Source organism: Methylophaga nitratireducenticrescens (assembly GCF_000260985.4).
GTDB classification, from domain to species: Bacteria; Pseudomonadota; Gammaproteobacteria; order Nitrosococcales; family Methylophagaceae; genus Methylophaga; species Methylophaga nitratireducenticrescens.
On sequence record NC_017857.3, the window covers coordinates 2,417,003 to 2,441,889 of the forward strand.

The 24,887-nt window shown below is 43.8% G+C and carries 14 protein-coding genes and 1 CRISPR repeat array (1 of these 15 cut by a window edge); all 14 genes read right to left on the minus strand.

Annotated features, from left to right (window positions below):
* Positions 1-2,325: direct repeats of the CRISPR family, unit length 28 nt; unit sequence TTTCTAAGCTGCCTGTTCGGCAGTGAAC (it extends 3,944 nt beyond the left edge of the window).
* A gap of 281 nt (positions 2,326-2,606) precedes the next feature.
* The 14 genes from cas6f to Q7A_RS11510 all read right to left on the minus strand — a co-directional run bounded on the left by cas6f (position 2,607) and on the right by Q7A_RS11510 (position 24,758).
* Entirely contained in the window at positions 2,607-3,158 is a 552-nt protein-coding gene (gene cas6f / locus Q7A_RS11445) for a type I-F CRISPR-associated endoribonuclease Cas6/Csy4 (RefSeq protein ID WP_014707760.1), read from the minus strand.
* An 11-nt stretch (positions 3,159-3,169) separates the two neighbouring features.
* Complete coding sequence (cas5fv, locus tag Q7A_RS11450) at positions 3,170-4,189, minus strand: type I-Fv CRISPR-associated protein Cas5fv (protein WP_089418538.1); 1,020 nt, start codon at positions 4,187-4,189, stop codon at positions 3,170-3,172.
* Positions 4,190-4,204: 15 nt separating this feature from the next.
* Positions 4,205-5,149 carry a type I-Fv CRISPR-associated protein Cas7fv gene (gene cas7fv / locus Q7A_RS11455; protein WP_014707762.1) on the minus strand — a complete coding sequence of 315 codons (945 nt, stop codon included), beginning with the start codon at positions 5,147-5,149 and terminating at the stop codon, positions 4,205-4,207.
* Between the two features lie 24 nt (positions 5,150-5,173).
* A complete protein-coding gene (locus Q7A_RS11460) occupies positions 5,174-8,149 on the minus strand; it encodes a CRISPR-associated endonuclease Cas3'' (RefSeq protein WP_014707763.1) in 2,976 nt (991 codons plus the stop codon).
* A complete protein-coding gene (cas1f, locus tag Q7A_RS11465; RefSeq protein ID WP_014707764.1) occupies positions 8,146-9,105 on the minus strand; it encodes a type I-F CRISPR-associated endonuclease Cas1f in 960 nt (319 codons plus the stop codon). The genes Q7A_RS11460 and cas1f overlap by 4 nt, the downstream gene beginning before the upstream one ends.
* 65 nt (positions 9,106-9,170) lie before the next feature.
* Positions 9,171-10,133 carry a helix-turn-helix transcriptional regulator gene (locus Q7A_RS11470; protein WP_014707765.1) on the minus strand — a complete coding sequence of 321 codons (963 nt, stop codon included), beginning with the start codon at positions 10,131-10,133 and terminating at the stop codon, positions 9,171-9,173.
* A 105-nt stretch (positions 10,134-10,238) separates the two neighbouring features.
* Positions 10,239-11,951, minus strand: coding sequence for a bifunctional protein-serine/threonine kinase/phosphatase (locus Q7A_RS11475; protein WP_014707766.1), 1,713 nt, complete (start codon positions 11,949-11,951; stop codon positions 10,239-10,241).
* Between the two features lie 14 nt (positions 11,952-11,965).
* Positions 11,966-13,432 (minus strand): NarK family nitrate/nitrite MFS transporter, encoded by a 1,467-nt coding sequence (locus Q7A_RS11480; protein WP_041354647.1) that lies wholly within the window; start codon positions 13,430-13,432, stop codon positions 11,966-11,968.
* A gap of 451 nt (positions 13,433-13,883) precedes the next feature.
* On the minus strand, positions 13,884-15,116 hold the full coding sequence (locus tag Q7A_RS11485) for an EAL domain-containing protein (RefSeq protein WP_014707769.1): 1,233 nt from the start codon (positions 15,114-15,116) through the stop codon (positions 13,884-13,886).
* A 395-nt stretch (positions 15,117-15,511) separates the two neighbouring features.
* Positions 15,512-18,163 carry a nitrate reductase gene (locus tag Q7A_RS11490; protein ID WP_014707770.1) on the minus strand — a complete coding sequence of 884 codons (2,652 nt, stop codon included), beginning with the start codon at positions 18,161-18,163 and terminating at the stop codon, positions 15,512-15,514.
* Positions 18,164-18,173: 10 nt separating this feature from the next.
* Positions 18,174-18,482: a nitrite reductase small subunit NirD gene (gene nirD / locus Q7A_RS11495; RefSeq protein ID WP_014707771.1), complete on the minus strand. Its 309-nt coding sequence runs from the start codon at positions 18,480-18,482 to the stop codon at positions 18,174-18,176.
* Between the two features lie 5 nt (positions 18,483-18,487).
* A complete protein-coding gene (nirB, locus tag Q7A_RS11500; protein WP_014707772.1) occupies positions 18,488-20,917 on the minus strand; it encodes a nitrite reductase large subunit NirB in 2,430 nt (809 codons plus the stop codon).
* Positions 20,918-21,115: 198 nt separating this feature from the next.
* Positions 21,116-22,555: a sensor domain-containing diguanylate cyclase gene (locus Q7A_RS11505; protein WP_014707773.1), complete on the minus strand. Its 1,440-nt coding sequence runs from the start codon at positions 22,553-22,555 to the stop codon at positions 21,116-21,118.
* Positions 22,556-22,664: 109 nt separating this feature from the next.
* Entirely contained in the window at positions 22,665-24,758 is a 2,094-nt protein-coding gene (locus Q7A_RS11510) for a putative bifunctional diguanylate cyclase/phosphodiesterase (protein WP_014707774.1), read from the minus strand.
* Between the last annotated feature and the right edge of the window lie 129 nt (positions 24,759-24,887).

Here is a 24,887-nt window from a genome sequence, read left to right on the forward strand (position 1 = left end):
GACCCCCCCTTTTTTTTTTTCTAAGCTGCCTGTTCGGCAGTGAACTTTCAGAAGAACCCCATGGGGAAGAGGTGAATTTTCTAAGCTGCCTGTTCGGCAGTGAACGCAGAGCCGGAAGCGGTCGAAGTGGTCAACATTTTCTAAGCTGCCTGTTCGGCAGTGAACCTTCAAACCCATCAACCAGCAATCCTTTAATATTTCTAAGCTGCCTGTTCGGCAGTGAACATCATTTCAACTTGAAGTCCCTAATTATGTCTTTTCTAAGCTGCCTGTTCGGCAGTGAACTCAAGCCGATCTGGATGCGTTGGCCTTTTATTTTTCTAAGCTGCCTGTTCGGCAGTGAACTGTTGATGCCCATCGTTCAACTGGCAACGGTTTTTCTAAGCTGCCTGTTCGGCAGTGAACCAAGTGATGCCCATCCTGTAAGTGAAATCGGTTTTCTAAGCTGCCTGTTCGGCAGTGAACGGGTAATAAGCACTTACATTCGATTAGGCGCATTTCTAAGCTGCCTGTTCGGCAGTGAACTTTATGACGGACTGTTTTCTTTGCCCTGTTTTTTTCTAAGCTGCCTGTTCGGCAGTGAACTTCCAGCGTTCTTTGAAACGCCATTTCATTAATTTCTAAGCTGCCTGTTCGGCAGTGAACATATTTTTCGCTGTGTTCTTCTACGCCATAAATTTCTAAGCTGCCTGTTCGGCAGTGAACAGCACATGAATACATAACCCAATACAAGTTAATTTCTAAGCTGCCTGTTCGGCAGTGAACGCCAACTTGCAGCGGGCGGTTTAACGCGCTCATTTCTAAGCTGCCTGTTCGGCAGTGAACTTTGCAGCACCTTCATCGGCTTGCTGACTGATTTTCTAAGCTGCCTGTTCGGCAGTGAACGTCGGATGAATTGGCGCGATGTATTAAGCAGTTTTCTAAGCTGCCTGTTCGGCAGTGAACGAAACCGCTTGCCGGAAAATCATCACCAGCAATTTCTAAGCTGCCTGTTCGGCAGTGAACAACCGGTCATACAGCCAAAGTCGTTCACTCATTTTCTAAGCTGCCTGTTCGGCAGTGAACCTATCTGTGCGCTGCGGATTGGCAATCGGCGTTTTCTAAGCTGCCTGTTCGGCAGTGAACGTCTTTCAATCACATCATCAGTCAGCGGTTTATTTCTAAGCTGCCTGTTCGGCAGTGAACGTTTTCTTTGCTCTGTTTTGGGATTTGGTCAGTTTCTAAGCTGCCTGTTCGGCAGTGAACCCTGTGCTTTCTGTTTCTCGTGCTGCTGGTATTTTCTAAGCTGCCTGTTCGGCAGTGAACGCTTGCGGGGATTAAAACGCTTAGCTGAAGAATTTCTAAGCTGCCTGTTCGGCAGTGAACTCATGATGAACCTCTGAAAAAGTTTTAGGAAATTTCTAAGCTGCCTGTTCGGCAGTGAACACATGGCGCTTAATTAAATGAGGTGTTCTTATTTTCTAAGCTGCCTGTTCGGCAGTGAACATGGTCAATGCGTGAACGAATGGTTTCATGGTTTTCTAAGCTGCCTGTTCGGCAGTGAACACCTGTTATTCCTGATTCTACTATCACTGATGTTTCTAAGCTGCCTGTTCGGCAGTGAACACTCTAATCAAAACCGTTTAACTGTTGCTGGTTTTCTAAGCTGCCTGTTCGGCAGTGAACGCGGCTATGACGCAGCCCCATTCATTGAGTCTTTTCTAAGCTGCCTGTTCGGCAGTGAACACTTGGTACACCGATAACCATAAAGGCTGGCATTTCTAAGCTGCCTGTTCGGCAGTGAACCAGCAATTGAGACTGGCGCCTCTTGACCGTCTTTTCTAAGCTGCCTGTTCGGCAGTGAACCCGTAAGTGTCGCGACCTCATCAAGTCAGACTTTTCTAAGCTGCCTGTTCGGCAGTGAACTCAACCACCGCGACCGCTATTGATCTAGCTAATTTCTAAGCTGCCTGTTCGGCAGTGAACACGACTATGACCCAAATGCCTATGCCGGATATTTTCTAAGCTGCCTGTTCGGCAGTGAACATCGCACAGCCTCACCACTAGAAAGGTGGAAATTTCTAAGCTGCCTGTTCGGCAGTGAACGATAGCTATGGACGCGCTCAAAACAAGATATGTTTCTAAGCTGCCTGTTCGGCAGTGAACAAGTTATGGCCGAACACGGGCAGAGTGATAAATTTCTAAGCTGCCTGTTCGGCAGTGAACGCTGTGGTTATGGCGGCTACCAAGATTTGTGATTTCTAAGCTGCCTGTTCGGCAGTGAACTGGGTTAGGATTGAAATGCCTACGGGCTTAATTTTCTAAGCTGCCTGTTCGGCAGTGAACTGAAGTTTAACGCAAAAAAAATAAGTTACAACAATCATTTACTCTCATTCTTCAGGTTTTATGAATGATAAAACGATTACATGTAACTTATTAATAATTAAATGTTTTTTTAAAGAACTAAAAAGAATGGTTAAATTTTGATAAAACCTATTTAGAATCTGACTGTAGCGGTCCACTGATGCCGGACACCATTTTAAAGCCATCGAATTCGATGACTTTAAATCCAAGACTTTAGAAATTTGCAGTTTGCTTTTCGGCATTCTCCTTACTTAGAATCACTTTCAGAACCAAGGAACAGTTGCACTTTTCGAAAGCCCAAAGCAGTCAAACTGGCCGTGCGTAGCCTCACCTTTAAGTTCACCGAATTCGATATAGCGTCGATGCTTTTGTCCGGTTGAACTGCTCACCAACTCTAAATATGGGTTATCTAACCCTCGGGCAAACATTTTAGCTTTGTATTGTTGGATTTCATCTTCAGAGATACTGCCACGCTTCAAAAGTCTCCTTAGTTTGGATTGACTCATTGTGGTTTGTTTACGACTTACAGTACAAAATTTAGCACTGTCCGGCACTGGCTGAATCCCACTGATATTGCAGTATCCACTCATTCCACCAATCCAGTTTTGATCCTGCAAAACACGCAATGTTTTCTCATCACCATGGATTCGTAAAATATTTCCCAAGGTAATATTGTGGTTTGGAAAGCTGACACCTATATTTTTTGCACGAAGATCAAAAATAGCTTTGTGGAGTTTTGTGTAAACCGTGTTCAATAGAACGTTAATACGCATTTCAGCATTCGGATTTATAAGTACATCGATGTAAAAATTCATAAGTACTCTCCTTACCGAACGTCAATATGGGAAACATAAGCTAAGCCTTTTTTCCCAAGATAAAATGCCGAGACTCCGGCATTATCAATCATTGTTTTCAATTCAATCGCCTTATCCAAGTCAATGTCTAAATGGATTGATAGTTGTCCAGATGCTTTAGTCAGAAAATGCTTTACTTTTCCTTCGCCTTTTACAAACTCCTCACGTACATAAGGATTTCCATAAATTAGTTTTTTTGCACCTGTTGTGTATTTATCCATAAAGTCTTTAGGCGTGAAGCCGTTGTTAGAAATGCCGCTAATCCCTCCCATTTTTGATTTGGCATTTATCATATTAAATCCTCGTTCTTCTAACCGTTGTAACTGAAGATATAAAGCCGAGCAATACATGCTTAGAAGAAGGATTTGTCCTTTTTGATTTATTGGCTTGTATTTCTCAAAACGGTTCACCAAAAATTCAGATGCCGCATTTGCTTTATTTAAATTTTCTAATGGTTTCAGTTTTTTTATATATTCAAGCCGACTCATAATACTGAGAGGGTCGAGCGAAATATCAGTTTTTGACAGCTTATCTTCTAGAATAAAATCGAAAAGCGACTCGGTGTCTAACCCTAATACCCCCCAAAATAAAGGAGAGTAATCTGATTGAAAAATTGGATCATTTATACGAATCATTCCTGTAAATGCGTTTTGATCAGTACTGCCCTTCATATTACGGATATAAGCTGTTTCTTGATTTATAACTATTGGGTTATCTTCAAAGGTAATGGCACTTTCAATATTTGAGAAGTAATGCGGTATGTCCTCAAAACTGCTCCGAGATTGATAGAGTTTTCGCTGTTCGCCTATTAATCTATTCAATACACCCAACACAGTATCTTTCGTAACATGTTTTGGCATGAAATTTTCTACTTTTTGTAACTCTGTCATCGAAGCGACGAAATTTCGACCTTTTTTTGGCAGCGGTTCATTATTACTGCCATCTAAAAAAGAATTTCGCCACGATGATTCATAATCAATAATAATTTTCATCCCTGCGCGCCCCTTTTACTGAGCTTCGAAGTAAGTCGCAAAATGCTCTCTAGGGTGTGACATAATCTGATCTGGCGTACGTTTAATACGCATCATCTGGTTACTGTCGTTAAAGTCGACAACAAGTTCGTCAACATACATGTATGCTTTTGCCTGTCGAATTGAGAGATTCCGAAGCATTTCCAACGAAGTATCAATAAGACTTTGCACAGCATCTTCATTTAGTAAAATGCCAGCTTCTCCCACTTCAAAAATTGTTCCTTTACGAACATAGTTCGGATGAAAAACTGCTTTGGGATTAAGTTCAAGATTCAGGCTTTTAATGAAATCTTCTACAGCTTTCGCAACATTCTCCCCCTGATTGTCTTTAATCACCATCGCGGCACGATCAAACTTGTTGTCGAGAGAAATAAACTGTAGTTGTTCAATACTAATTGAGCCGTAGGAAATATATTTAGTATCACCGAAGGTGGTTTTAGAGAAAAAAGATGAATTATCTCTTTCTCCTGCCTGTCCGAACTGCTCAAAATTACCATTACCTAACTGATCAACAAAGTCTTCCAAAAGCAGTGGACTAGTTCGTTTGCACTGGCTCGATGGCACAACATAACCACGAACCATTCCAGTTATTGAAGCCAATACTTTTTCAAGATTCTTTTCTGCTGCGAAGTGCAAATCAAATGCCTGCTCACGAAACAAATGATGACGAATACAATTCTGACTTATATAAAGTGGAGTTTCTTTAAAGTTAATATCAGTCGCTTCCTTTTTATATTTATACCCAGTCTCGTCTTTTATTTTTCCTGTAAGATTTGTATATCCTCTAAGTTTTGGCAGGGTATGGTTGTCGACGGTACGGCCTTCATTACTAAGTGTTGTTGGTCCATTCCAATTCACTACCCCATGACCCAATGCTGTTATCTTAAAATCAACACTTTTGATACCTGTAATTTTTTCCATAACTCTCTCCTTTTTGAATAACAACTATTCAGCTGTTTGTGATTTAAGCTTGTTTTTAAGTTTTGCAATCGACATCGCACCAACGGGTTGTCTATTGCTTATGACGTAATACACGGCTTGAGGGTGAGGATTACTATTCACTAAACTGAGGTCTTTCGGTGTATAACTAAGGTAAATTGGACTTTCTGGTGAACGAGCCTCTTTAATCAACTCCCATTCGTTTCGTGCTTTTTTGTATCCCTCATCAGATTTGATATTGTGATGTTTCTTCTGCATGAACTGAACTAGATTCGCATCATCATTGCCATATCCACGCATTGTTTCGATTGATTCTGTCAGTGCCGATGGTGGTTGATTTGGATTAAAGGTTTCACTGGAAGCATAATTTTCAGAAAAAAATAGTTGCTGATCTTCCAACACCTCACAAACTGCCATTTGCACAAAACGATTATCGCCACGAAGTGAGTTAGCTGATATTTTGATGATGCCTTGTTTTAATTTAGACTTTGGCGGCACCGAAATCGGGTCAATAATTTTCTTGTTAATAAGTTCGACACTTTTTTTCAATGAAAGCAGAAAGTCCTGCTTAAGCCATTCTTGTGCCTGCTTGTCGGTATAAAAAGATCGATAAATCTCGTAAAGCTGATTAATAGTGACTGTTTTCTGAGTCTCTAATCGTTCTTTCAAAAAACTCAACCAAGCTTTGGTACTATTCCATACACACATCTGATTCAAAAATCTTGCACAACTGCTAGTCTGTTTACCATTTATTTCTAGACTCTTTGGTATCACAGTAATATATGGATTGACCCCTTCATTCTCACCAAAACGGTCGAGACGCCCTAAGCGCTGGAGCCAGTTTTCAGCATTGGTGATTTCAGTCAACATTCGGTCACAGGTGATATTCAGAGATGCCTGAACTATTGGCCCACTTCGTAGAACTTCGTATCGCTGACTCCCGTTACGTTTGAAGCTATTGAACACCGCATCGAACCAATAGGCCTTGTCTTGTTTTGTATATTTAGAATGCAGCAAAACACTATTTTCAATTCCATGATGCTGCAAATAGCCCAATTGTGCATCCAATGCAGTATTTGTGATAACGAAAGTCTTCCCCTGCTGGGATTCCCTGATTAAAGGGCTGAGTTCTTCTTTTTCATCATAGTTTATAAAGTCAATCTGATATCTTGAGGCGTTAAAGCTATCGATTGTGATGATATCTTCTTTTTGAATACCTAAAAATTGGGTCAGATAGAAATAATTTGGGGTTGCAGACACTAACAACGTATTGGCGTGTTCACCCTGCTGTTTTTTGGCCTCAATAAGTTCTGCAAACAATAGGTTAAAAGCAGGCATATTGACCAATTCATGAAACTCGTCAAACACTACATGTGCATTCATAAATTGGATAAATGTGTCTACATGGCTGTGAGATCGAATTGAGTTAACCACTTGGTCAATTGTGGTTATCACAATATCCCCACTGAAGTAATCCGACTCATCGGTATCGGGAACATCTTCAAAGCTACGGCCATTACCTAAGATTTTTTTGTATTCCCCTGTAAATATCTCAATTTGTCCATCAGGTAAATATTCTTCTGCCGTCAAGTCATGCAATAAGCCAAGGCAAACCTGTACTCGTGGGCATACCCATATAATTTTTTCAGCATCTGTTTTCAATGCCCATTCAAGGGCTATTTTTGTTTTACCACACCCGGCAGGCCCTTGAAGCACCCCAATATTTGCAGAGTTATTGAGTTTAGCTATTTTCTTTAAATCAGCCAGAGATTTTGCTGCATGACTTTGAGCTTCGTTACGTTGACTATTTGGATAGGCACTTATAAAGCCATATAAACACTGTTCAATTCCTTCTTTTAGTAATGATTTATCTTGTGTAATTTCTATATTGTTAAGCTCGGCCAAAGAACCTTCAGCAAGATATTCTTCCAAGTCTTCAGAAGAACGACTTGAGACCAATCGATCAGCACTAATTACTGCTGATCTGACAAGATTATTCAATGCGTTTTCACGCACATTACTCTGAAATTCGGGTATATCATCCGCCCATCCATCATATTTTTTGTAATCAGGACACGTTTTTGACGTCAGGCTAAATGAATTATTTAAGCCAACAAGGAAATTTTCTACTTCAAACTTTGAAGCCATATAGCCAACATCTTTAATAACGGCTAGGACTTTATTGAATACATCCTCAAACTTGTCTTTTGCCAATGACTTTTTAAACACTGCATAGATGGCTTCTGGATTAGTAAATTTGTCCTCCTTTCTAAATGGTTTGGTGTGATGCCAATAGATGGCATGTGCAATCTGTTTGCGCTGTCCATCATTTAAGGAACAACCGTCCATCAAAGACTCAGCAAAAATCCATGACAGCTCATGATGTCTTGGATGTTTCTCAAAAGAAAATTTCGCAGGAGAATCAATGTGAACACCATCATCGGGAACGAAGTCATCTGGAATTTTCCCGAGCTTTTTATTCACCCAGTTTTGAAACTCTGGATCTATTTTTCCAATGTCATGGAAAATTCCCGCGATAAAAACCGCTTGCTTGAGGTTTTGGTTATTGATCTGTAAAGCATCCAATATTTGATGAGCAACAAAACCGGCAGCAAAAAGATGCTTGCTTAATGCTTGAGCACGGGTATTAGCAAGCAAATCACCAGTTTCTATAGGTAATCTATCCATAATGACTTCCTTCGATGTAAAGTTAACAGGCACTACACCTCGATGGTTAAATACATGGGTACGACCCACCACCCAAACCAACTCAGACCTTGACCGACTACGTATCCAATGACAACTGACTGCTGTGTTTTTACTTGCCGTTTTTCTCAGGAGTTTTCTGACGGCATTGAGTCCTTCTTGTGTAATCACTGTTTGCCAGGTGTTATCACCAATCCGATCAGCAAAGGCGTCCAGTACTCGCCTGGTTCGAGCTAGCGCCTTCTTTTCACATTGAGAGACAAATGTCACCATCATAGTGCTGTTGTCTCCCAGTCTTGCTTGAGCGCGATCTCTTTGACCTGATTAAACATAAACTCCAGCGCGTTATGATCTGTAAATGCTTGTAAACACTGCTGGCGAAATTCCTGTTCTGTGCTTTTTTCTTTTGCACAAATAAATGCCCACGGCAGAATCAAAGCGTCTTTGACTAAATCCGCCACATCAAATACCAACGCACCTCGCCGTGTTTTGCCATGCATCACCGCAAAGCCATGAGGTATTCCTAAAACCCAAAGAGTCGTAGCCGCTAATCCGTAGGCCAGGTAATTACCATGATTGAGAAACGTGTTGGCGGTGTCGATTGCTTCGCGTTCACGGGTAAAATCACCGTAATTACTGGTTCGAGCAGCAAATTTATAAAGTTGTTTGGTGAGTTCTGCTTCACCTTGCATCAAGCCACTCACCTTCTTAGCCGCTGTCACTTTTTGTAAACTGCTTTCGAGGGCTCGTTGTAAAAGTGGATCAGCCATATCAAATCCTTCGGCTTTCAGATCGCGATCCTTGCTCCATATCTGCTTTAAAAACTTTATCCTTTCTTGCTGGAATTGTTTTGCAGCCTCTAATCGTTTGGCCTCATCAAACCAAAACTGCATCCATCCTTGTATATATTCTGTTGGCCGATATTCGCTTTGTGGAGTGAGCCACTCTATTTCGTTCGCCATCAACAAAGGCGTACCTCCACCGCCTGAAAAACCGACTAACACGCCTGCTGAGGCAAGCATGCGCATTGCGGCCTGGGTAATCGAAGTTCCTGTCCCCAAAAGCAAACAAGTCGTATTGGCGATGGGGATATTCCAATACTGGTTCTCGTTTTTTTCTTCTGTGAGATAAAGCACCCGCCCATCTTTTTGCATGACACGGCATTTTTCGAGGTAATAAATATTTGCCCGTTTTGAATGTAGTATCGCTTTCAGGTCTGTTAATGCTTCCATAACCACCCTTTGAAAACTGGTTTAGCTTTCATACTCTCACCCTTAAGTCCTAAATTCCGATACTTTCAAAAATATTTTTTCAGTGTTTTTTCCAGTTCTTGTTTGACTTGTTCACGTAACGATTCTGGGCTTAGCACTTCAATATCACTGCCAAAACGTAGGATGTCTCGGGTCAGTTCTCGGGTGTCGCTGTAGGGTACTGATAGCTGATATTCGCCTAGATCTGTCCAATGGCTTTGCTGATCGGGGTGCCAGTTTTCGCGACTAACGCGTTTGGAAATAGCTTTGGAGAATTTAAGCTGTGCAATCCCTTGAACTTGTCCGGCAAAGATGCCGTAACCTGGTGTTACGTGGGCATTGAGTTGTTCGCTGTCAATATCTTCGGCGGTGTTTGCTATTTGTTTGCTGCGACAAATGGCATCGACTGAGAAGGTGCGCAGGGCTTGTCGTTTGTGACACCATGCATCGAGATACCAATTATCACGGTAGTAAACGAGACGTTGCGGGCTGATGATGCGGGTTTCGGTGCTGTCGGTTTGCCATTGCCAATAATCAATTTCCAGCTGTTGTCTGGTGAGTAAGGCGTGTGACACGTTGATGAAGTGGTCGGGTTCACACAGGCGTTGCCATTGTGTGGCTACTTTAATGCGGTGCTGCCAGTCGTGTTGGCTAATATGTTGTTTGGCGAGCAGTTGATGCAGGCGCTTTGATACGGGATGCAGCAGTTGTTTAACGACTTCGGGCTGTAGTGTTTCGCTGAGTTGTTCAAGCAGGGCCAGAGAGACGATTTCTTTGGCGCTGAACCATAAACCGGGCAGTTCATAGGTTTCACCGGATTTCAGGTCATAAAAATAACCTTCCCCTTTTCGGTTTTTGAGCGGTGCACCCAACACGTCACATAGGTAGTTACGAGCAATATTGAAGGTGTTTTTGCTGAATTCAAACTCATTAAGAATATCGTTTAGCGGCACCGGGTAACGACGATTGGAAAAAAACTTGTGCAGTGCATATATCCGTTCAAAATCCATTCAGGGCATCCCTACTTCACAAGCTTAGAAGGTAAGCCATCCTGAATGGATTGTCGACTGTTTCACATTTTAGCCATCACTTTTTCAGATTAGAATTCTGAGGACTCAATCCAATAGTTGATAAAGCAATATCAGGTTAAATAACACACTCAAAGCGGCACAGGTTTGCCAGAATCGCACCGGATGACGTTCAATCAATGGCACAAATTCAGTTTGTAAAAATGCCGGGTTGGGTTTTAGCAGGTCCGTCTGCAGTTCGGATAAGGCTTCATAGCGTCGTTGTGGATTAAGCTGTACGGACTTTTCTATCGCTTTATCAACCCACACAGGAATATCGTTTGTCACTTGCGTCAGAGATTGATAATTCAGTCGACTCAATTGCTGACGATTCATGTGTTTTTCGAAACGCTTTTCGTAAGGTAACTGTCCGCTCAGTAATTGGTAAATAATCGAGCCCAAAGAAAACTGATCAGCCTGCACCCCTGCCTGTTCTCCCAGCAGATATTCCGGTGCAGTAAATTCTTTGGTTCCCAGCAGTTTTTTGCGTTCTATCGGCGAAGCCACATCCGCAATACCAGCAATACGGGTCGAACCAAAATCGATAATTTTTATGACCCCTTCATCACTCAGCATGATATTGCCGGGCTTAAGATCCTGATGCAGCATATCCAGGCGATGAAAGGCCCGTAATCCAGAGATGAGTTGTGGCAGTATCTGTCTTACTTCATTCAGGCTCAGCGGCCCTTCATCATCCAGTTTCTGTTGCAGGGTTTTGTCTGCCACATATTCCATCACATAATAAAGAAAGCGCCGTGGGCGCTGTTGCTCAACGATGCGAACTACATGAGCATTGTCAATTCTCCGGCCAATCCATTCTTCCAACTGAAAGCGTTCCAGATAAGCGAGATCATCTTCAAAGTTCACTGAAGGCGTTTTCAACACCACTTTCTGCTGGGTTTCGGTATCGATTGCCAGATACAACTGACTGGTCGAACTGGCGTGCAGCTCACGTAATACCCGGTAACCATCAAGCATGACACCTTCATATAATTCTGGTGGAAACGGTAACGCCGTTAATCGGGCATAGACTTCATCTGGCTTGGGAGCAGACAACTCGTCAATACAAAACACCTGGCAACTTACATTGTCAGCACTGCCGTTTTGCAGCGCTAACTCGCATAATTCTTTGGCACACTGCTCAGGATCAGCATTGTCGCTTAACTGCTGTTTAATGACATTGTCGGCAACAAACTCATAAACGCCATCCGTCATCAAGATAAAGACATCACCGCGTTCGACAGCCACATTCTTGTAATCAATTTCCAGTGCGTAATCGACACCAAGCGCCCGCCCCAGATATTCTTTTTCTTCATCCAGTTTTATCCGGTGATCCTGGGTCAGTTGTTCCAGTGCATTGTTACGAAAAAGATAGATTCGGGCATCACCGACATGAAACAAATGCGCGGTAACTGACTTGATAATCACCACAGAAAAGGTAGTGGCAAAGCCTCGTGACATTTCCCGAAACTGATGACTCTGCCCACACAGCCAGACATTAATCGCCGTTAAAACCTTGCCACCGGATTGTTTAACCGACCAGGTATCTGGCGTACTGAAATAATCGGCAATAAATCCGGTGATGGCTGCATGACTGGCCTCGCGGGCCTGTTCGCTGCTACTGATGCCATCAGCAATTGCGCAGATAGCCCCCTTACTTTCCAGCAACAAGCTGTTCTCCGGGGCATAAAAACCAATCGCATCCTGATTTTCGGCTTTCACTCCGGCCCGCGAGTATTGTCCGCAACGGACTTTCAGCATGATCTCGATCCCGTTTAATGCACATCGATCAGTTGCACGGTTCCATCCGGCAACACTTCTGCCATCGGACCGCGCGGCTCATCCATAAATTGCACTACAATCAAGGTAACAACAGCGGTGGCGGCAATTACCCAGAAAAATAACTGCGCTGAAACCACTGACAATACCGTTAAAAATAACAATGCACCGACATTACCATAAGCACCTGCCATACCAGCAATTTGTCCGGTCAAACGACGTTGTACTAAAGGTACCACAGCAAAAACTGCACCCTCCCCCGCCTGAACAAAGAATGAGCAGCACATGGTAGCCAACACGGCTAATACAATAAACCATTCGGGCGTAATCAGGCCCATAACAAAATAGCCCACAGCCAAGCCTGCCAGACAAATAGTTAATGTCAGTTTACGGCCCAGCTTATCACTGAAATAGCCACCAGTTGGGCGCGAGACCAGATTCATAAAGGCAAAACCGGATGCCAGTAGCCCGGCCTGAACAACGGTAATATCAAATGTTTCACTGAAAAATAGCGGTAACATCGACACCACCGCCAACTCAGAACCAAACGTCGCCAGATAGGCCAGATTCAGCACCGCGACCTGCTTGAATTTGTAACGATGAATTTCTGGAACTGGGGTATGAAATATAGATTTGTTAACCTGATAGATATGATAAAGCTGGTACAAAAACAACAGCACCAATCCAGCATAAATCAGCATGGTTACCGATTCAGTCAGTAATGAGACCCCGTTTGGAGACAGTTTCCAGGCCAGCAGTGCCAAAGCGCCATACATCGGCAGAGTCATCAAAATTAATAAAGCAAAGTCCCCTTTGCTGGTGACTTCCATCGCGCCGGACTTTTTCGGTTTGAAATAAGTTGACCCTTTCGGTGTATCAGAAACGCTGTTGTAATAGATAAACGCATATATCAACGCAATTAAACCGGTCAGCGCTACCGCATAGCGCCAGCCTTCTTCACCGCCAAACATCAACGCAATCGTCGGCAGACTCATCGCCGCTGCAGCTGAACCGAAATTACCCCAGCCGCCGTAAATGCCTTCCGCCAGACCGACCTGTTTGGCTGGAAACCACTCTGAAATCATCCGGATACCGATAACAAACCCGGCACCAACGAAACCCAGCATAAAACGCGCAAGCGCCATTTGTTCAAAACTGTCGGCGATCGCAAAAAAGAAACACAACATACTGGAAATGCCCAGCAGCAATGAATACATGATTTTGGGGCCGTATTTATCCACTAACATGCCCACCACTATCCGGGCAGGAATGGTCAGGGCGACATTCAGAATCAATAGGGTTTTAACTTGCTGGTCGGTGAGGCCAAGTGTTTCTTTAATCGAAACCAGTAATGGTGCATGGTTAAACCAGACCACAAAACTGATAAAAAAGGCCATCCAGCTAAGATGTAGAATGCGGCTGTTGCCGCTGAAGGATAAAAATTTTAAATTTGAGGCAGACATGAAGTTCTCGCTTCAGAACGTTTCACCAACATTGGTGAGCGACTAAAGCGGAAAGCATGCCAACTTATAAGCTATTGTTTTTATTGATTAATAAGTCCTCAGAAAAAGCCTCTCACGCACTTATTTAAAACAAATCAGCTGACGTCGCACCAGGTCTGTGCAGCATTTCAGGCCACAAACGCTAAGGGTCTGTTTATCTTTCATAGCCGCCTTGTTGAACGAAAGACCTCCCCCAGCAGTGGTGGTGATGAAAGATCAACACCATCTGGCAATGGCCATTATCGATTTGCTTTTTTCAGCAGCTGCTGGCTTTCTATAGCGTCGAAAAATCACCATTTATTTGCCAATAAGATGCTCACAAACCACATCATCAAACTGAGTGAAAGCAAAAATTTTGTCGGTACTTTCTGATTACCTCATACATCCTGTTACCACTTGCGTTTATTTCAAATTAATCGTCTTGCCAGTCTAGATCGCAACAAAATACATAAAGCTTGTTATGAACCATTACCGTTTGGGACACCGTGATGCACATTCTGGAATCAGCGACAGATAAATAAGGCCTACTGACCTGCATTTCCCCGGGATGCTCAATGGCCCGGAAGTGATAATGTTTGTGAGACCAATTGGCATTATCTCCGGACAAGAGAGGCGTAAAACGGGTGTCCATTTTTTGTTGATAATGCGGAGAATAGACGTTGCGTGCCATCTGAAATCCAACCTCATCCAGCAAATAACAGCGTACTGCACGCTTTTCTCTAAATAATATATGGCTACTGGTATCAAAGGCATTGGTAATCGAAAACTCGCTGATTGCCTGCCGAAACAGTGTCTCGATTTTTTTGAAATTCTGATTCATCTGATGATTGTTTTTAAATCGCTGACGCTGCTGGATCGCCAATAAATGGTCAATATCTTCCGCAAATTTGAGGTTTTGTGTAATGCGTTGCTGGGGTCTGGCAAAATAGAAGCCCTGAATCATATCAGCGTTCGCTGCAATGGCAACTAATGCTTCGCGTTCGGTTTCAACGCCTTCTATAACCACAAGGCTGCCTGCTTCATGAATCAGTGAAACTACACCGGCCAGAATTCGTTCTACCCGGCTTGAAGTGCCAGCACCACGGATCATACTGCGATCAATTTTGACGATATCCGGCTCCAATTCCCAGATACGATCAAAATTGGAATGCCCAGCGCCAAAATCATCAATGGCTATCAAACATCCCAGTTGTCGGAAGTGACGAATCAGGCTAAGTAAGTATTGACGATCATCAATTTCACTTTCCAGAATTTCCATGACCACGTGGCGTGGCGTGATATCGGTTTGTTCGAATAACGCCGTCATAAAACCAGCATCAGGGCGCTGGGAGATCAAACATTGTGAATTCAAATTTAAAAATAACCAGGTTTCGCCATTGGGTTGCTTAGCAAAATTATGCATATGCAGTCGACGACATAATCGATCCAACGACAGCTTTTCCTTCCCACTCTGAGGAATAGCCAGCAATTCCAATGGTGAATGCGGAATACCTTGTGGGTCTACTGCCCGAATCAGTCCTTCATAACCAACCGGACGACGATGTGGAATGCTGAAAATAGGCTGAAAATGGCTGGTCAGAGTTAAATGGTGGTAATCAGCAGTGACATACAAACTGGTTTGTTCAGCATCATGAGTCTGCTGCATGGGTATACCTTTAAATTCGCGTTGGGAGACAACTGTCCATCATTATAAATAACTGCTAATTTACCGAGTAGTAATTTTACCTATCCTGCCATCCCAATTAGCGCTTAGTGATTTCCCCTTGTTCTACTCATTCATAGCCTTGTCATAGTTAAAACCATTTTTTATCGACAACTTACAACGTTGCTTGTCATGTTATGCATGAAAATGTGCATTCTAACGCAATGTGGTCAGGGCTTGTTTTTAGCATGACGGATTAGTGATCTTAAAAATCAGATCGCCAAACGAACATGAAAAAATACCAAATAAATGGGTTGCTGCAATAAAGTTGGATACAGGCTGGGAGTAAAAACAGTCGAGAAAATACCGATCCGCAGAAATAGTTTCTGCCGTATTCGCTATCCATAATCCGTCAATAGCTGTTTTAGCTCGGGAATGCAGGAACCACAGTTCGTTCCGGCTTTTAAACATCGGCCAATCTCATCAACCGATTTGGCTTCACCTTTATGGATAGCCTCTTTAATGGTGGTTTCACCCACCGCAAAACAAGCGCAAACCAATTTGCCTTTGTCTTGTTGTCCAGGTCCCGGTCGCCCCGCCAGCAAACTTTGTCGGGCTGACGCATCCAACTTTTCTTCGCTAAATAATTGCGATAGCCAACCACGCTCCGGCAAATGATGATCGGGTCCAAGAAACATCACGATCTGTAACTGGTTATCAACAATATTTGCGACACGATAACGGCCTGTCCGCTGATCACTGAACTCCAGCCATTCACCCTGCTGACCGATCATACTCTGAACCCATTGCAGTGGCTTTTCTATCCAGTTATTGCCGGCCAGCTCATAGCGCCAGAACTGCTGCCCTTTGACGTTAACCCAATAGGCCGTTTCGGTGAGATTCAACGACTGGCGGGATAAAATGAAAGCATGCCAGCGGGGTAGGAAAGGCCGCACATTCACCGGTGTATGTTTGGATTCAGGTTGACCGGAAATTGGATCGGTAATCGGTGCGACTAGCGTATCGACACGCGCTTGCGAGGCAACTTGACCATTCCAATGAATAGGAATGAACAGGCTGCCCGGTCGTTGATTCGGAGTTAGATTAACCCGTCCGATCATTCGTCCCCATTTACTTTCAACCTGGACCAACGCCTTATTCTGGAGTTGCCAGTGCCCGGCATCTACCGGGTGCATATCGATCAATGGTTCACTGATATGGGCATTAAGTCTGGGCGCACGGCCGGTGCGGGTCATGGTATGCCATTGATCACGGATACGACCGGTGTTTAATACCAAAGGATAGATATCATCCACCTCGTTTTGCGGATAACGCGGATCCACCGCAATCATTCTGGCTTTACCGGAAGCGGTATAAAAATGATTATCGGCAAACATTCTGGCCGTTCCCTGTGGGGCATTATCTGTCACCGGCCACTGAATCGGCTGCAATGCCGCATATTGCAGCTCGGTAATATTCGCCAAGGCACTGATATCAAAATCCCGTTGGCCTTGGTTTTCAAATGCAGATAATCTGGCATGTTCACGAAACACATCGACCGTAGTTTCAAACTGAAACTGTTTAACAAAGCCCATGCGTTTGCCGACTTCCTTGAGCATCCACCAATCGGCTCTGGCCTCGCCGGGTGCGGGTAAAAAAGCTCGCTGATGACTGATACGCCTTTCAGAGTTGGTGACAGTGCCATCTTTTTCGCCCCAACCAAGCGCCGGCAGCAATACATCAGCAAATTCGGTACAGTCGGTTTGCTTTTCAATTTCAGAGACAATGACTAATTCGCATTTTTCCAATGCTCTCTTGACTTGATCGGCATCCGGTATGCTCACCACCGGATTGGTGGCAATAATCCAGACAGCCTTTATTTCGCCCCGCTCAATTGCCTGAAACATTTCAATGGTTTTATGACCAGCCGTTTGCGTTAAACAATTAGTGTCCCAGAAACGAGATAACCGATTGTAGTGTTGTGGATTATCAATTTCCATATGAGCCGCCAGCTGATTACACAATCCACCGACCTCGCGTCCACCCATCGCATTGGGCTGTCCGGTTATGGAGAATGGGCCCATACCCTGTTTGCCGATCCGGCCCGTGGCCAGATGACAATTGATAATGGCATTACATTTATCGGTGCCACTGGTGGATTGATTGATCCCTTGCGAGAACAGGCTGATAGTTTTTTCGGTTGAGGCAAACAGTTGATAAAACCTTGCCACATCCTCTTCTGATAATTCTGTCTGCCGTGCCACCTGAGGAATATTGGCAGCGGTTTTGGCGGCTGAATCCAGAGATAAGGCAAAGCCTTCTACATGTTGTTCAAGATAATGCCAGTCGATACCATCATGCTGTTTGAGATAACTCAGTAACCCATTAAACAGAAACGCATCGGCACCAGGACGTAATGGTAGATGCAGATCGGCAATATCACAGGTGGCAGTTTTTCGCGGATCAATCACCACCACTTTCATATTTGGGCGGTTTTGCTTGGCCTGGGTAATACGCTGAAACAGCACGGGATGACACCAGGCGGTATTGGAACCGACTATCACCAGCAGATCAGTCTGTTCGAGATCTTCATAGCTGCAAGGCACCGAATCACTGCCAAATGCACGTTTATGGGCAGCCACTGCAGAAGACATACATAACCTTGAATTAGTCTCGATATTGCCACTGCCAATAAAGCCTTTCATCAATTTATTGGCCATATAGTAATCTTCGGTGAGGAGTTGACCTGACACATAAAACGCCACGGCATCCGAACCATACTGATCAATAATCTGTTTAAACCGGTCACTGACATGGTCCAATGCGTTATCCCAATCCACCCGTTTGCCATTTACCTGTGGATATAACAACCGGTTATCAAGACCAACGGTTTCACCTAAGGCAGAACCTTTGGAACACAAGCGTCCGAAATTAGCCGGATGGCCTGGATCGCCTTTTATAGCAACCGTTCCATCCGCCTGCGGCGCAGCCAAAATGCCGCAGCCGACGCCGCAATAGGGGCAGGTTGTTTGTGTTGCGTGTTGTGCCAACAGTCCGTCCTCAGAGTGCGATATAAATCAGGCCATCTTCGATTTTTGTTTCAAATGCCCGAGTACACCCTTCATCATGGCCAGTCGCTTCACCACTCTTTAAATCAATCACCCAGTTATGTAATGGACAGGCAACTCGTTTGTCGTAAACAATTCCTTGCGATAAGGGGCCTTTTTTGTGCGGGCATTGATCAAATAAGGCAAATACCTCGTTACTACTGGTGCGAAAAATCGCCACATCCCCATCAGGCGTGGTCATCACTCGTGAGCCCTTTTGTGGCACGCTCTCTACCGGTCCTACTTCAGTCCAATTTTGCATCTGTTTTAACCTACTTGTTTGATGGGAATATAGTTTTCGCGTTGCTTGGCAGCATGTTCCGCCCAGGGATCATCTTGTGATTTTTCCTGTGACGCATAAAAGCGTTGCGCCAATATTTTGCGGTTGTCATGATCATCAACCACTTTGACCTGTACGCTTTTCAGGCCCACCCGTTCAATCCACGGTGCTGTGCGTTCCAGATAATGTGCGTCTTCGCGGTAAAGCTGCATAAAGGCCGCGCAATATTCCATTGCTTCTTCTTCCGTGGCGACTTTGCAGAGAAAATCGGTTGCTCGTACCTTGATACCGCCATTACCGCCAACATGCAGTTCATAGCCGGAATCCACGCAGACAATACCGAAATCCTTGATAGTGGCTTCAGCACAGTTGCGCGGACAACCGGATACGGCAATTTTGAATTTATGCGGTGTCCACGACCCCCAGGTCATTTTTTCGACCTTGATGCCCAGGCCGGTAGAATCCTGAGTACCAAACCGACACCACTCTGAACCGACACAGGTTTTGACCGTACGTAATGATTTACCGTAAGCATGGCCTGAAACAAACCCAGCTTCACTCAGATCGGCCCACATTTTTGGCAGATCGTCTTTTTTCACACCCAGCAGGTCGATACGCTGCCCGCCAGTGATTTTTACGGTTGGCACATTATATTTATCGGAGATATCGGCAATAGCGCGTAATTCATTGGCATTGGTCACCCCACCCCAGATCCGTGGTACCACCGAATAAGTACCGTCTTTTTGGATATTGGCATGAACCCGTTCATTGATAAAACGTGATTGTGGATCATCCTGATAATCTGGCCATGTGCTCAGCAGATAGTAGTTCAATGCGGGACGACATGAGTGACAGCCATCAGCATTTTTCCATTCCAACGCGACCATCAAATCGGAAATGGTTTTCAAACCCTGTTCTTTAATGGCGTTTTTCACTTCACCATGACTCATGCTGGTGCAACCACAGATCGCTTTTTTGCTTGGTGTATCATTGAAGTCACTGCCTAACGTCGAGGCCAGTAGTTGTTCAACCAGGCCAGTGCAGGAACCACAGGATGCAGAAGCCTTGGTATGGGCTTTAACATCATCCAGGGTAAACAGGCTGTGTTTACTGATAGCGTTGACGATATCGCCTTTACAGACGCCGTTACAGCCACAAATTTCTGCATCATCGGGCAAACCATCGACCGAGTTGGTCGCGCCATGACCTGAATCACCAATATGATGCTGACCAAACAGCATATTTTCGCGAATGCTGGAAACATCGGTTCCATCACGCATTAACTGAAAATACCAGGCACCATCCACTGTATCGCCGTATAAAACAGCACCTATCAGTTTGTCATCCTGAAGCACCAGCTTTTTATAAATATGACGGGCGGCATCTTTGAACACCAGATCTTCGGTACTTTCATCCCCAATAAAGTTACCCGCAGAGAATAAATCAATTCCGGTGACTTTCAGCTTAGTCGACGTAATTGAACTGACATAACGAGCAATCCCCATCTTGGCCAGGTGATTGGCACAAACTTTTGCCTGTTCAAATAATGGGGCGACCAACCCAAAGGTTGCACCACGATGCTGGACGCATTCACCTACAGCATAAACTTTGGGATCAAAGGTTTGCATAGTGTCATCAACCACAATCCCCCGTTCACAATGAATTCCGGCTGATTGTGCCAGTTCGATATTGGGGCGGATGCCAACTGCCATCACCACTAAATCGGTATCGATTTCCGTACCATTTTTAAAAACAATTTTCTCAACCCATTTTTTGCCTTCAATCGCCGCCGTTTCATGCGACATCAGGAACTTTAACCCTTTGGCTTGTAATTGTTTCAGCATCAGATCAGATGCCGGTTTGTCCAGTTGCTGATTCATCAGCACATCAGCGATGTGTACCACGGTGACATCCATTCCCTGAAGCATCAAACCATTGGCGGCTTCCAATCCCAATAGTCCACCACCGATAACCACTGCTTTTTTATGAGATTTTGCTGTTTCCAGCATGGTATTGACATCAGCGATATCACGGAAGCTGATAACGCCGGACAGATCACGACCAGGCAGTGGCAACATAAATGGACGTGAACCAGTTGCCAGTAACAGACGGTCATAGTTAAACACTTCACCTTCTGCGGTTTCCAGCTGGCGCTTTACGCGATTGATATGGGTGATTTTTTTGCCCGCATGTAAGGTAATACCATTGTCGATATACCACTGGCGATCATTGATCATGATCTGATCGATAGTCTTATCTCCAGCCAGAACAGGTGACAGCATGATCCGGTTGTAGTTACCGTAAGGTTCGTCACCAAAAACGGTTATGTCATATTTTTCGGGCGCTAACTTGAGTAATTCTTCCAGTGTCCGGACACCGGCCATACCATTACCAATCAGCACTAATTTTTCTTTCATGGATTGCTCCTGCATTACGATTAAACATGCTTGAGCAAGCACCATGCCAACAGTCAAGGTACTGATTTAATTAGTAATTATTCTGAACCAGGTAGGTGATATGTAATGTTGTGGTGCAAAACGGTGCACCACGCACAAAGATGGTGAATTAAGGTTGATTGATCTTTTATCACTGCTTATTTTTGTGTCGATGAAAGATTAATAAACGGTAATACGATTCCGCCCTTTATTTTTGGATTCATACATGGCGTGATCACAGCGTTCAATCAGATTATCCATACTTTCACCTAGTTGAAACTCTGCCACGCCAGCACTGATAGTGACTTGTATAGTGTCATCTTTTATACGGATCTTGTGCTCACTGATAGCTTCCCGAATCGTTTCTGCCACTTTTGCTGCATGTTGTTGATCACAGTTTTCCAACAGTAATAAAAACTCTTCCCCGCCCCAGCGACATAAAACGTCTACATCGCGTACTTTTTGCTTTATCAGTCTGGTGACAGATTTGAGCACCTGATCCCCAAACTGGTGACCGTATTTATCGTTCACCGTTTTAAAATGGTCAATATCCAGTACGATCATCGATAAAGGCCAATCCTTACGTAATGCCGTTTTTTGGGCTTTATTAAAGACCCAGTCGAATACTTGTCTGCTGGTCGCCCCGGTGAGTTTATCTTTAGTCGCCATTAATTCAAGACGACGTTGGTAGCCACGGATAGTGAAATGGGCAAGCATTAGCACACAAATACTGATCGCCAGCGAAACCGCAATATTGATCCATAATGCTGTTTCAATCCGGTCAGCAGCGGGATCATTAATCTGCTCGACGATCAGAAACCAGTCAAATTCAGGAACCAGACGGCTATTTAAATAAATCGTGTTACCGTTTTTGGCCGCATAGCTCACCGAGGCACTCGGATTACTGAGGATCTGCATAAATAATTGATCTAAGCCTGCTTTATTTTGCAGGTATATCTCATCTTGAAACTGACTGCTCCGCAGCGTAATTTCACCCTGTCGATCAACAAAATAAATTTCCCGACCATAGCGCCGCTGATAGTTCTCAATTAGCTGAGAAACTGACTCCATTGACAGGCCAACACCAGTCACACCAACTAATTCACCTTGCTGATTCAGAACGCGATAATTGACAAAAATACTCATGCGATTGGGTTCTGCGGTATCCCAGTCAATATTGATATCGTAATCGGCTGTAATGTTGCGTGTATTGAAATACCAGCTATCCGCCGGATCAGTTTCATCAACCTGTTTGATAATACCTTTTGGGTGATAATAATTACGGGTTTTTTCCGAGACAAAGAAAGCCGTAATGGTGTTGTATTTTCGTTGAATTTGCGCCAGATATTCCGATAAGCGTTGTGGATCCTGTTCGCCATTTTCAGCCCAGTTGATCAGAAAAGTATCATTTGCCATCAGCGAGGAGATTAATAATGGGGGTAATAAATCACGTTGGATTTCGGAATAAATATTATCACTGGTCAAAGGCAGCATTTGTTTTTGCAGCTGATCACTGGTGGAATCCCGGGCAACAAAGTAGCCAATCAGACTGGTGGCCATAAATCCCAGCAAAACCAGTGCACTGATTGTCAGCGTAAAAATTCTTTTCCGATTTTGCATTCCTGCTGGCTCTTTAATAGTACAAAGTTTTCAATCATAGGGAACTTTCATCAACACGACAAAGATCCGACACAAAAATATTTGTTATGCATTGTGAACGGTCAGTATGTTACTCGAGTGATTGCATGCCCAGCAGTTTGGATTCAACAAGATGATAAATATCCTGATAACGGATTTTGAGCGAATGAAGGTTATACCGCGCATTTTGCTTTTTACCTGCCTGACAAAGTTTGATTGTCATCGTCAGCAAGTGGTGAAAACTTCGATATTTTTGATTCAAAGCCTGTAGACATTCTGTTTCCATAAGTTGGAGATTTTCCGAACGTTCCAGCCAGACACCACAATGGGACTGTTTAATCGACATAACAGGCCATCGATTAAGCACTTCTGAGTCCACTTTAAAACACTGTTCCAGGTTTTCCAAACTCAATTCCAAATACAAACAAAACAGGTTTAACTGAGTCCATTTCATATGATGCCGATGATTGCGATAACGTAACCACGCTTCGGGCAAGACAAATTGCTGGTTCCATTGCTCAAGCTCTGCAGCGGGCATCGGTTTGGCAATGACATACCCCTGAGCCAATTCACAGCCCATTGAAAGCAAAATCTGACCATGGTGCAGTGACTCCACACCTTCAGCAATGACTTCCAAATCAAATGACCGGGCCAAAGCAATAACCCCTTCCACAATTTTGCAGTCGTCCACATCCACCAACATATTACGCACAAAAGTCTGATCAATTTTTACAGCTGATACGGGTAAAGTTCGGATATGACTGAGAGAAGAATAACCTGTACCGAAATCATCCAGAACGGTTCTGATAGTAAATTCATCGCGACAATGACGCACCACATCCACAATCAGACTCAGATCGTCCAGCGCATGACTTTCCAGAATTTCAAACTGAAAATACTGTAAGTCCACTACTGGAAACTCAGTAATAATCTGGGCCAGCCTTTGTAAAAAACCATTACTGCTTAGATGGTAAGCCGACAGGTTGATGCTTATTTGCCATTGTTTTGACTGAGACTGCCATTGCTGTAAATGATGTAGAGCTTGGCGAATAACCCATTCCCCTAATTGTATTTCCAGCGATGTACCATTAATTAAGGGCAGAAATTGTTGTGGAAACATCAGTCCATTATCGGGATGCTGCCAGCGGACTAACGCTTCATATCCAACGACCTCACCACTACACATATTGATTTTTGGTTGCAGGTACAACCGAAACTCATTCTCACTTAAAGCACGACGGATAGCATAGAGTTGTTCGGACCTTTCATCCTGCCAGCCTTCGTTACCGGTTTCATACATGCGAAACGTTTTCTTGCCATCCAGCTTCGCTTTATAAAGCGTTTGATCCGCATGTTCTATTAAAGTTTGCATGGAACCATGATCAAATGGATATACGGTATAGCCGATTGAGGCACTGATACGAATAGTTTTGTTTTCTATCAAATAGGGTCGGCTCAGTTCTTCAGTCAATCTGTGCAGTAACAATTCACAATCCTGACGATTGCTCCTTTCACCAAGCAGTATGACAAACTCATCACCACCATAACGTGAAACCGTATCATCCTGTCGCAGCATGGCTTTGATACGCTGTGCGACTTCGATTAATAATTCATCGCCAGCGTTATGGCCCAATTCATCATTAACGGGTTTGAAATTATCCAGGTCCAGAAAACAGACGGCTAATAGAGTTTGCGTTCGATTGCTGTGAGCAATCGCCTGTTCAAAACGATCTACCAGCAAATTTCGATTAGGTAAGGCGGTTAAGGCGTCATAATGTGCCAAACGTTCCAACTCAGCCTGATGCTGCTTGAACATCGTGATATCTGAAACCAGCCCCAGATAGAATAATTCGCCAGTCCGTGGATCAATCGTGCGGTGTATGGTGAGAATCTCCGCATAAAATGACCCATCTTTTTTACGGTTCCAGACCTCTCCCCGCCAGAAACCGTTAGCTGACAGGTTTTGCCACATGGTTTTGTAAAATTCTTTATTTTGTTTTCCAGAGCTAAGAAAATCCGGCTTTTTACCAATTAACTCATCTCTGTCATAACCAGTGATTTCAGATAAAGTATCGTTTACATCAACGATAATATTATCGGCATTAGTGATAATGATGCCTTCACGAATCCGATCAAACAGCATTTCCAGAAGCGAGAGTCTTTGATACTTAAGTAAGGCACTCACAGGAAAAGTCCTTATAAAAAACCATAAAATAAATAGGGTTTTTAGCATAGCCATTGCGGCTAAGGCAAATTTTCCTTATCACTTGCTTTCAAACAAAAAAAGAGCCAGTCATTATGACCAGCTCTTTAG

Bases quoted from the DNA above. Each gene is read 5' to 3' on its own strand.
- cas6f (WP_014707760.1), bottom strand. From the start codon at position 3,158: ATGAATTTTTACATCGATGTACTTATAAATCCGAATGCTGAAATGCGT.
- cas5fv (WP_089418538.1), bottom strand. From the start codon at position 4,189: ATGAAAATTATTATTGATTATGAATCATCGTGGCGAAATTCTTTTTTA.
- cas7fv (WP_014707762.1), bottom strand. From the start codon at position 5,149: ATGGAAAAAATTACAGGTATCAAAAGTGTTGATTTTAAGATAACAGCA.
- Q7A_RS11460 (WP_014707763.1), bottom strand. From the start codon at position 8,149: ATGATGGTGACATTTGTCTCTCAATGTGAAAAGAAGGCGCTAGCTCGA.
- cas1f (WP_014707764.1), bottom strand. From the start codon at position 9,105: ATGGAAGCATTAACAGACCTGAAAGCGATACTACATTCAAAACGGGCA.
- Q7A_RS11470 (WP_014707765.1), bottom strand. From the start codon at position 10,133: ATGGATTTTGAACGGATATATGCACTGCACAAGTTTTTTTCCAATCGT.
- Q7A_RS11475 (WP_014707766.1), bottom strand. From the start codon at position 11,951: ATGCTGAAAGTCCGTTGCGGACAATACTCGCGGGCCGGAGTGAAAGCC.
- Q7A_RS11480 (WP_041354647.1), bottom strand. From the start codon at position 13,432: ATGTCTGCCTCAAATTTAAAATTTTTATCCTTCAGCGGCAACAGCCGC.
- Q7A_RS11485 (WP_014707769.1), bottom strand. From the start codon at position 15,116: ATGCAGCAGACTCATGATGCTGAACAAACCAGTTTGTATGTCACTGCT.
- nirD (WP_014707771.1), bottom strand. From the start codon at position 18,482: ATGCAAAATTGGACTGAAGTAGGACCGGTAGAGAGCGTGCCACAAAAG.
- nirB (WP_014707772.1), bottom strand. From the start codon at position 20,917: ATGAAAGAAAAATTAGTGCTGATTGGTAATGGTATGGCCGGTGTCCGG.
- Q7A_RS11505 (WP_014707773.1), bottom strand. From the start codon at position 22,555: ATGCAAAATCGGAAAAGAATTTTTACGCTGACAATCAGTGCACTGGTT.